We start from the raw sequence: 9,350 nt of genomic DNA, 5'->3' as shown, positions 1-9,350 counted from the left end.
GCCGCTCCTGCGCACACGGCATCTGCGGTTCCGATGCCATGCGCATCAACGGCCGCAACCGCCTGGCCTGCAAGACCCTGCTGAAGGACCTGGACCTGTCCAAGCCGATCCTCGTGGAGCCCATCAAGGGCCTGCCGGTCGAGAAGGACCTGATCGTGGACATGGACCCGTTCTTCCAGTCCTACCGCGAGATCATGCCGTTCCTGATCAACAAGGGCCCAGAGCCGACGAAGGAGCGCCTGCAGTCCGCCGAGGACCGCGAGCGGTTCGACGACACCACCAAGTGCATCCTGTGCGCCGCGTGCACGTCCTCCTGCCCGGTGTTCTGGACCGACGGCCAGTACTTCGGCCCGGCGGCCATCGTCAACGCCCACCGGTTCATCTTCGACTCGCGCGATGATGCCGGGGACCTGCGCCTGGAGATCCTCAACGACAAGGAGGGCGTGTGGCGCTGCCGCACCACCTTCAACTGCACCGAGGCGTGCCCGCGCGGCATCCAGGTGACCAAGGCGATCGCCGAGGTCAAGCAGGCCGTCCTGGCCGGTTCGTTCTGACCGTCCTGAACCCTTAGCGGTACAGGGCCGGGGACCCCGCTCCCCCACCACGCGAAAGCCCCCCGGGATTCTCCCGGGGGGCTTTCGCGTACCGTGCCGTCAGCGGCCGGAGCGCGCCCGCACGTAGGCGTTGACGTCCTTGGAGAACGCCGTGACGATCCACCAGATGTTCACGATGACGAACAGGACGCTGAGGATCAGTGTCAGGGTCCCGATGACCGGGGAGATCGCCAGGGTGACGCCGATCCCGGCCAGGCCGACTAGCGTGTACAGCGTGCCGACCGCGGCCAGCACCGTGCCCAGGATCCGTGCCCAGTTCTTGCCGCCGCGCAGGCCGAAGAACACCAGCAGGTACAGGATGATCCCCAGCACGATGCTCACGATCATCGTGGCCAGGCCGAAGGCCATGCCCAGCTGGACGGACTGCTCGATGATCTCCTCGGACGCCGCCATCCCCTGGGACTCCATCTGCGCTGCAGCAGTCTCCCGGATCAGGTCCTCGTTGAGGCCCGCGAAGCCGAGGACACCGGAGACCAGATGGATCCCGAAGGACACCAGGGTCAGCGTCCTCAACCGGGCCCAGCCCTTGGGCTCGGCCATCTCCTGGCCCACCGCCCCGGGGTCGTAGGCCGCCGTACCGTACCGGGATCCCGGAACACCGGGTGCAGCGGGGTTCGGCTGCTGCTGGGCCGCGCCGTAGGGGTCCTGCGGCGCACCGGGGTGCTGGGGTGGGTTCTCGGTCATGGGTGTTCCCCTCTCACGTGATGATGGATGCGTGCTGTGGCCCGGACGCCGGGCCGTACCCGATCGTCACTCGTACCGCAGTGCCTCGATCGGATCCTTCTTCGCGGCCCGGGCCGCGGGCATGGTGCCGGCCAGGAAGGCGATCGCCAGGATCAGGAGCACGATCAGCACGAGGGCCATCGGGTCCACGGCGAACAGGGACAGCCCGGCCACCCCGCTCAGCGGGCCGCTGACGAGGGCGGCGTTGCCGGCCAGGCCGACCACGACCCCCAGCCCCACGCCGATCACCGAGCCCATGATCCCGAGCATGACGGCCTCCATGGAGAACAGCCCGAACACCTTGCCGCCGCTCATGCCCAGGGCCTTCATCAGGCCGATCTCCCGGGTGCGTTCCTGCACGGACATCAGCAGGGTGTTGACGATGCCGAAGCTGGCCGCCAGCAGGGCGATCAGCGCGAAGCCGTTGAGCACCCAGGTGACGGTGTCGATGATGCCCGTGATGACGCCGAGCTGGTCCTCCACGGTCATCGCCATGAAGCCCTCCTCGCTCAGCGCGGCCTTGACGGACTGTTCGTTGGCCGCCATGTCCTCGACATCGGCCACGGCCTGCACGTAGGCCTGCGGCTGCTCGACCTCGAGCCCGGAGGTCTGCAGTCCGTGGAGTTCCTCGTTGAGGGCGCTGGAGGGCATGGGGCTGGCGCCCACGCCGGAGATCGCGGCCTGGGAGACGCCCACGATCTGCGCGTCCACGGTCTGCACCTGCTGGGTCAGGTCCTTGATCCCGACGGTCACGGTCTCCCCGAGCACGGCCTCGGGGTCCTCGGTGCCGTAGATCTCGAGCCAGGTCTCCGGGATGGTGATCTCCATGGCGTCCCGGGCCGGTTTCGCCCCGGCGGCCAGCTCGAGGGCGGCGGCGTTGGCCGGCAGGTCCATCGACTGCAGCGTGAACCGGTCCCCGTCGGCCGTCTCCAGGTACTCGGCGGCCACGAACACGACCGGCTCCACGTTGGAGAGGTGCTCGACCCGGGCGATCGCCTCGATGTCCTCATCGGTCAGCATCGCCATCCCGAACTCCCCGGTGGCCTGCGCCTCCGCGGGGTCGTAGGCCACCGGCCCGGAACTGCCGGGCATCTGGGCCGTGGCGTCGGCCCCCGGCATGATGGAGATCTGGTCGATCTCGCCGAACCCGGACACCATGGTGTCCACGTACTTGTTGATGCCCGCCCCGAGACCCGAGGTCAGGGTGAGGGTGAAGGCGCCGATGACGATCGCGATGACCGTCAGGAAGGTCCGGGTCTTGGACCGCATCGTGTTGCCGAGCGCGGTCCCCGCGATGTCGACGGCCCTCATGCCCGCTCCTCCCCGGCGTTCTCGTCCTGTCCGACCGTGTCGGCCGTCGCGGCGCCCGGTGCCGTCGGCCCGGCATCCGGTCCGTCCGGTCCCGATCTGTCCGGTCCCGGTCCGTCCAGTCCCGGCCCGTCCACGACGACCGGGGCCGCGTGCTTCCCGTGCCCGCCCGCCCGGCGGGAGCCCTCCCGGGACGACTGCCCGACGCCGGCCCCGGCGGAGCGCACGGCCTCGCCCGAGTCATCGGCCACGATCATCCCGTCCTGCATCAGCAGGCGACGCTGGCAGCGCGCGGCGAGGTCGTCGTCGTGGGTGACGATCACGAGGGTGATGCCCCGGTCCCGGTGCAGCCCGAAGAGGATGTCTTCCACGACCTCGCCCGTAGCGGTGTCCAGGTTGCCGGTGGGCTCGTCCGCGAAGAGCACGGACGGGTTGTTGACCAGGGCGCGGGCGATGCACGCGCGCTGCTTCTGGCCACCGGAGAGGTCCGTGGCCCTGTTCCGGGCCTTGTCCGCCATGTCCAGCTGTTCCAGGACCTCCATGCCGCGCCGCCTGCGCTCGGCCGGGCCCACGCCGGCGATCTTCAGCGGCAGGATGACGTTCTCCAGCACGGTCTGGTTGGCGTTGAGGAAGAACTGCTGGAACACGAAGCCGAAGGTCTCGTTGCGCAGTTCCGAGACCTGCGCCGACTTGAGCTGGCTGACCGGGCGGCCGTTCATGGCCACGACTCCGGCCGTCGGCTCGTCCAGCAGGGCCAGCAGGTGCATCAGGGTGGACTTGCCCGAACCGGACTTGCCGACGATCGCCACCGACTCGCCCTGCTGGATCTCGAAGGTCAACCCCTTGAGCGCATCGAAGCGGGACTCCCCCCGACCGTAGACCTTGACCAGGTTCTCGGTCTCGAGAACGGCAGCTGACATGGGATTCCCTTCGTGGTTTCCGGCACCTTGCCGTTCTCATTATCCACGGGCGGAACCCGGCTCCCGGCCGGCGTCGGGCCGGTCCGGGTGAACGTCCTGTGAAGCCTCAGTGGGCCGGGGGCAGGAAACCCACCTTGGCGTAGACGTCGGCCAGCACCGGGGAGGCCACCTCGCGGGCCTTGGCGGCCCCACGGTCCAGCAACCGGTCCAGCTCGGCCGGGTCGTCCATCAGGGCCAGGGCCCGGGTGCGGATGGGGGCCAGTCGCTCCACGACGGCCTCGGCCAGGTCGACCTTCAGGTGGCCGTACATCCTGCCGGCGTAGGCCTCCTCCAGTTCCGGCACGGACCGTTCGGACACCGCCGCCAGGATGGACAGCAGGTTGGACACCCCGGGCTTGGCCTCGCGGTCGAAGCGGATCTCCGTGCCGTCGTCGGTGACGGCGGACTTGATCCGCTTGGCGATGACCTTGGGCTCGTCGAGGATGTTGATCAGCCCGTTCTGGGACTCCGCGGACTTGGACATCTTCGCCAGCGGGTTCTGCAGGTCGTAGATCCGGGCGCCGTTGACCGGGTAGAAGCCCTCCGGCACCACGAAGGTCTCCCCGTAGCGGGAGTTGAACCGCTGGGCCAGGTCGCGGGTCAGTTCCACGTGCTGGCGCTGGTCGTCCCCCACGGGCACGCCGTGCGGCTGGTACAGCAGGATGTCCGCGGCCATGAGCATGGGGTAGGCCAGCAGCCCGACGCCGGCCGCCTCGGCGCCCTGCTTGGAGGCCTTGTCCTTGAACTGGGTCATCCGCTGGGCCTCGCCCATGCCGGTCATGCACATCAGCACCCAGGCCAGCTGGGCGTGCTCGGGCACCTGGGACTGGACGAACAGGGTGGAGCGCTCGGGGTCGATGCCGGCGGCGATGTACTGGGCGGCGGCCACCCGGGTGCGCTTCACCAGGGCCTCGGGATCCTGGGGCACCGTGATGGCGTGCAGGTCCGGGATGAAGAAGTAGGCGTCGAAGTCGTCCTGGACCTTGACCCAGTTGACCAGGGCGCCCAGGTAGTTGCCCAGGTGCAGCGAGTCAGCGGACGGCTGCATGCCGGAGAGCACGCGGTGCCGGGTGCCGGCGCCGGCGAGGTGGGCCGTGGAGGCGGTGTCCCGGGCCAGGACGTCGGCGGGCGTCGGACGGGCGGGGGTACGGGGAGTGGTCGTCTCGGTCATCTCGGCTCCTGAGGGCTCAGAACTGGTAGTCGACCACGAGCGGGGCGTGGTCGGAGAAGCGGGTGTCCCAGCTGGGGGCGCGGTCCACGACCGCGGTGGTCGCCCTGGCGGCCAGCTCGGGGGTGGCCATGTGATAGTCGATGCGCCAGCCGGCGTCGTTGTCGAAGGCCTGGCCGCGCATGGACCACCACGTGTAGGGCCCGTCCACGTCCCCGGCGAGGTCGCGGTGCACGTCCCGGTAGCCGATCTCCTCGCCGAGGAAACGGTCGAAATAGGCGCGCTCCTCCGGGAGGAAACCGGCCTTCTTGACGTTGCCCTTCCAGTTCTTGATGTCCCGCTCGGTGTGGCCGACGTTCAGGTCACCGGTGATGAGGGCGTAGTCCTTCTCGGCGCGCAATTCGGGCAGGTGCCGGATCATCTCCTCGAGGAACCGGTACTTGTCCACCTGCTTGGGCGTGCCCACGTCACCGGAGTGCACGTAGGCGGAGACCACGGTGAGGACCTTGCCGTCCGGGGCCGTCAAGTCGGCCTCGATCCACCGGCCGGCATCGTGGAAGTACGGGTCCCCGATCCCGACGCGCACCTCCTGCGGTTCCAGGACGGAGGCGATGGCGACTCCGGCCCGGCCCTTGGCGGCGGCCTCGGTCTCCACCACGTGCCAGTCCTGGCCGGTGATGTCCTCCAGCAGGTCCTCCACGATCTGGCGCGGGGCGCGGACCTCCTGCAGGGTCAGCACGTCGACGCCGCGTCCGGCGAACCACGCGCCCATCCCCTTGCGGTGGGCGGCGCGGATGCCGTTGACGTTCACGGTGGCCACGCGCAGCGCACCGGGCGCCTTGGGGGCGTTGGCGTTGGCGTGGACCACGGGCACGGCGTCGGTCGCCTCGGTCCCGGTGGGTGCGGTCTGGCTCGGTTGGGCAGCGGAGGAAGTCACGCGTTCCAGCCTATCGCCGACCGCGCAGCGGCAAGGCCGCGGGTCGGCGGTGCCGGCTCAGTTGATGACCTCGCCGGAAATCGGGGCCTCGGGCCCCGCTCCGGAACCGCGTCCGGAGCCGAAGCCGGAGCTCGACGCCGGCCGCCCGGGTCCGGCGGTGCCGACACCGGACTCCTTGAGCATGTCGCGGGCGTTGGAGGCGGTGATGTGGATGGTCTCCAGGGCGCGGGCGACCATGTCCGTGTCGGCGGCCTCGCCCTTGTCCATCTCCTCGGTGACCACGCGCACCTGCACCTGGACGATCTTGAAGGAGTGGTCCAGCTTGGTGTCCCGCATCGGGTCCGCGGCGGCCCGGTCGGCATCCACCCGGGTGGTGGGAGCCTCGGGGATCCGCGGGGCCAGGGACGCGGACATGTCCTTCATCCGCCGGTCCACGGACTTCGCACCGCGGCGCACGCCCAGCACCACCAGGACCGCCAGCAGCAGCCAGCCGGCGGAGATGACCACGAGCAGCCAGCCGATGACGTCGTTCTGGTTGGCCGCGAACAGCAACGCCACGAGCAGGACGCCCACCATCACGGCGAACGTGATGCCGCTGCCCTTCGAGGCCCAGTTCCGGGTCCGGCTGCCCGGCCTGCTGTCATGACGGGGGGATCCACTCTCCACTGCTTGCATGCCCTCGATTATCCCGCACCCGCGGCACCGCCGTCGCATCCCGCGGCCGACCGTCCCGGCCCGGCGCCCCAATGCCTATCCTGTGAGGTATGTCCCGCATCCCCCCGACGCCCTGTGCCGGGCCCGCCCCGGCCCCGCCACAGGGGACGCGCCTCTGGAACCGGGGGTTCGTGCTGGCCTGCCTGGCCAACGTGATGATGTTCTTCAACATCCACTTCCTGCTCTCCACGGTGGCCGGATTCGTGGTCGGCCGGTTCCTGGTGGGCGACTCGGTCGGCGGGGCCGTGGCGTCCGTGTTCATCGTGGGCACGCTCGTCTCCCGGTTCTTCGCGGGCCCCCTCATCGAGAGGTTCGGCGCCCGGCCGCTGCTCCTGCTCTCCTTCGCGGCGTTCGTGGCCGCTCCCCTGCTGTACTGGGCCTCGCCCACCGTCGGACTGTTGCTAGTGGTGCGCACGGTCCACGGCGTGACCTTCGGCGTGGGCTCCTCCGTGATCGCGGCCACCGCCGTCAACCGGATCCCCGGGACGCGGCTGTCCGAGGGCACCAGCCACTATTCCTCCTCCACCCTGATCGGTGTCGCCGCCGGCCCGATGATCGGCCTAGCGCTGTCCGGGGCCGATTTCGGCGTCATGGCCGTCACCGCCTCCGCGGTGTCCCTGATCGGGCTGCTCATCGCGTTGGCCATGGACTACGGCCCGCGGGACGCCCGTGCCGACGCGCGGGAGGCCTCCGGCACGAACCGCCCTGGCGGCACCGAGGACCGGGCCGCTGCGGAGGGTGGCCGCCCCCGGCCCGGCTGGGCGCGGTTCGTGGAGCCCGGCGCGCTGCCCGCCGCGCTCATCGGCGCCCTGTACTCCCTGGGCTATGCCGGGATCGTCACCTTCCTGGCCACCCTCACCCAGGAGCGCGGTTTCGGGGCCTCTGCCAGCCTGTTCTTCGGCGTGTACGCGGTGACGGTGCTGACCTCGCGCCTGTTCACCGGAACGCTCATGGACCGCCGGGGCGCCAACGTGGTGATGCTGCCGGCGTTCGTGCTGTTCGCCGCGGGCCTGGCCGTCATCGCCGTCGCCCCGAACGTCGCGGTGCTGCTGCTGGCCGCCGTGCTCGTGGGGCTGGGCTACGGCCAGCTGCTGTCCGCGGGCCAGGTCATCTGCGTCACCCAGGTGCCCCGCGAGAGGGCCGGCATGGGCGCCTCCACCTTCTTCCTGGGGATCGACGCCGGCATGGGCCTGGGCCCGCTACTGGCCGGTATCCTCGTCCAGGGGCAGGGAACCGCCGGGCTGTACTGGACCCTCGCGGCCTTCCTGCTGGTCCTGGTCCCGGTGTACTGGCTCGTCCAGGGCCGCCGCCTGCGCCGCCCCGCCGCCCCCGCTGAGCCGCCCCCGCCGCCGGCACCCGCCTCGGCCACCGCACCCCCACCTGCACCGTCCGAGGAGAATCCGTGACCACACCGCCCGCCGGCCCGCCACCCGCCCGCGGCCACGGCGCCGGCGCCGCCCTGCCCCCGGGCGGGGCACGGATCCTCACGGTGCTGCTGGTGCCGCTGTTCATGTCCCTGATGAGCGTGAGCATCGTCAACGTCGCCCTGCCGGCGATCGAGCAGGACCTGGGCGCGAGCGCCGCCGACCTGCAGTGGGTGCTGGCCGGATACTCGCTGGCCTTCGGGGTGTCCATGGTGCCCGCCGGCCGGGCGGGCGACCTCTGGGGGCGCAAGCCGCTCTTCATCACCGGGATCCTCGTCTTCGTCACCGGCTCCCTGGCCTCGGGACTGGCCGGTGACCCACTGGTGCTGAACCTCGCCCGGATCCTGATGGGCCTGGGATCGGGGTTGCTCAACCCCCAGATCATCGGGATCATCCAGAACGTCTTCCACGGCCGCGCGCGCGGCCGGGCCTACGGGATGCTCGGCACCATCGTGGGGCTCGGGGTGAGCATCGGTCCCACGCTGGGCGGGGTCTTCGTCGACGTGCTCGGCCCGGAGTGGGGCTGGCGCGCCACGTTCCTGGTCAACGTGCCCATCGGGTTGCTCGCGGCGGCCCTGACGGCGTACTGGCTGCACCCGCCGGCGCGGCCGCGGTCGGCGGAGGCGGACCGTTCCCTGGCCGCCCTCGACCCGGTGGGCGCGCTGCTGCTGGCCGCGGCCGTCGTCGGGATCATGGTGCCGTTCATCCTGCCGGGCACCTGGTTCCTGCTGGCCGCCTCGGCCGCCTTCGCCGGGCTCTGGTGGTGGTGGGAGGCGCGGATGAAGTCCCGTCAGGCGGCCACGGGCCGCGCTCCCATGGTGGACCCCTCGCTGTTCCGTATCCCCTCGTTCACGATCGGCACGGTGGCCACGGCGGCCTTCCTGGCCGCCACCCCCGGACTCTGGGCCGTCCAGGCCATCGTCACCCAGCAGGGCCTGGGACTGCCGGCCCTGGCCGCGGGCCTGACCAGCCTGCCCGCGTCCCTGCTGATCATGGTCCTCTCCCCCACCATCGGCGGATTCGTCCACCGCTTCGGTCCGGTGTTCGTGGTGGCCGGTGCGCTCCTGTCCCTGGTGGCCATGGCCCTGGGCGGGACGGCCTTCCAGCGGATCGCCGCCGGCGAGTGGCCGTACTGGACCCTTGCTGCCGCCCTGGCGCTGCTGGGCCCCGCCCAGGCGCTGGTGATGACCAGTACCCAGGTGCTGACCATGCACGACGTCCCGCTGCGCGCGGCCGGTGCGGCCGGTGGGGTCTCCCAGACCGCACAGCGCGTGATGACGGCCATCGGCCTGGCCGCCGTGACCGCGGCCTTCTACGCCGCGCTCGGCGTCCGGGGCGACGGGGCCGAACCGGGCCAGCTGGTCTACGGGGAGGCCGCCGTGGCCGCCGTGGCGGTGGTGGCCGGCTTCCTGTCCGTCACGCTGCTCGCGGGCGTCGTCGACCTGCTCCGGCGCCGGCGCGACGGGACCCTGTCCCTGCAGGACGACTCCCCCGCCGGCTGAC

General features: G+C 71.0%; 9 protein-coding genes. 3 read left to right on the top strand and 6 right to left on the bottom strand.

The window, feature by feature from the left end; translation table 11 throughout:
• Positions 1-554 (top strand): succinate dehydrogenase iron-sulfur subunit (locus CITRI_RS0114075; protein ID WP_010145547.1); only part of this gene is annotated, 554 nt, incomplete at its 5' end.
• A 99-nt stretch (positions 555-653) separates the two neighbouring features.
• Here CITRI_RS0114075 and CITRI_RS18570 read toward each other — a convergent pair.
• The 6 genes from CITRI_RS18570 to CITRI_RS17925 form a co-directional block, all read right to left on the bottom strand.
• The gene (locus CITRI_RS18570) at positions 654-1,298 is read right to left on the bottom strand and encodes a hypothetical protein (protein ID WP_010145546.1); all 645 of its coding nucleotides are present in this window, start codon (positions 1,296-1,298) and stop codon (positions 654-656) included.
• A 66-nt stretch (positions 1,299-1,364) separates the two neighbouring features.
• Positions 1,365-2,648, bottom strand: a complete 1,284-nt coding sequence (locus tag CITRI_RS0114065) for an ABC transporter permease (RefSeq protein WP_010145545.1) — start codon at positions 2,646-2,648, stop codon at positions 1,365-1,367.
• Positions 2,645-3,565, bottom strand: a complete 921-nt coding sequence (locus CITRI_RS17930) for an ABC transporter ATP-binding protein (RefSeq protein ID WP_010145543.1) — start codon at positions 3,563-3,565, stop codon at positions 2,645-2,647. Before CITRI_RS17930 ends, CITRI_RS0114065 begins: the two co-directional genes overlap by 4 nt.
• Positions 3,566-3,671: 106 nt before the next feature.
• Complete coding sequence (gene trpS, locus CITRI_RS0114055; protein WP_010145542.1) at positions 3,672-4,775, bottom strand: tryptophan--tRNA ligase; 1,104 nt, start codon at positions 4,773-4,775, stop codon at positions 3,672-3,674.
• 16 nt (positions 4,776-4,791) lie between these two features.
• Positions 4,792-5,646 carry an exodeoxyribonuclease III gene (locus tag CITRI_RS0114050; protein ID WP_050813706.1) on the bottom strand — a complete coding sequence of 285 codons (855 nt, stop codon included), beginning with the start codon at positions 5,644-5,646 and terminating at the stop codon, positions 4,792-4,794.
• Positions 5,647-5,766: 120 nt separating this feature from the next.
• Positions 5,767-6,384 (bottom strand): hypothetical protein, encoded by a 618-nt coding sequence (locus CITRI_RS17925; protein WP_192807914.1) that lies wholly within the window; start codon positions 6,382-6,384, stop codon positions 5,767-5,769.
• An 89-nt stretch (positions 6,385-6,473) separates the two neighbouring features.
• Between CITRI_RS17925 and CITRI_RS17920 the strand changes: the two genes are divergently transcribed.
• Both CITRI_RS17920 and CITRI_RS0114035 read left to right on the top strand, forming a co-directional pair.
• Positions 6,474-7,829: an MFS transporter gene (locus CITRI_RS17920; protein ID WP_083843460.1), complete on the top strand. Its 1,356-nt coding sequence runs from the start codon at positions 6,474-6,476 to the stop codon at positions 7,827-7,829.
• Positions 7,826-9,349 carry an MFS transporter gene (locus tag CITRI_RS0114035; RefSeq protein ID WP_010145538.1) on the top strand — a complete coding sequence of 508 codons (1,524 nt, stop codon included), beginning with the start codon at positions 7,826-7,828 and terminating at the stop codon, positions 9,347-9,349. Before CITRI_RS17920 ends, CITRI_RS0114035 begins: the two co-directional genes overlap by 4 nt.
• Position 9,350: the final 1 nt, after the last annotated feature.

It is taken from the genome of Citricoccus sp. CH26A (assembly GCF_000224415.1).
GTDB lineage: Bacteria > Actinomycetota > Actinomycetes > Actinomycetales > Micrococcaceae > Citricoccus.
The sequence above is the reverse complement of the archived record's forward strand: the minus strand, read 5'-3'. Positions and strand labels throughout refer to the sequence as shown.

Bases quoted from the DNA above. Each gene is read 5' to 3' on its own strand.
- CITRI_RS18570 (WP_010145546.1), bottom strand. From the start codon at position 1,298: ATGACCGAGAACCCACCCCAGCACCCCGGTGCGCCGCAGGACCCCTAC.
- CITRI_RS0114065 (WP_010145545.1), bottom strand. From the start codon at position 2,648: ATGAGGGCCGTCGACATCGCGGGGACCGCGCTCGGCAACACGATGCGG.
- CITRI_RS17930 (WP_010145543.1), bottom strand. From the start codon at position 3,565: ATGTCAGCTGCCGTTCTCGAGACCGAGAACCTGGTCAAGGTCTACGGT.
- trpS (WP_010145542.1), bottom strand. From the start codon at position 4,775: ATGACCGAGACGACCACTCCCCGTACCCCCGCCCGTCCGACGCCCGCC.
- CITRI_RS17925 (WP_192807914.1), bottom strand. From the start codon at position 6,384: ATGCAAGCAGTGGAGAGTGGATCCCCCCGTCATGACAGCAGGCCGGGC.
- CITRI_RS17920 (WP_083843460.1), top strand. From the start codon at position 6,474: ATGTCCCGCATCCCCCCGACGCCCTGTGCCGGGCCCGCCCCGGCCCCG.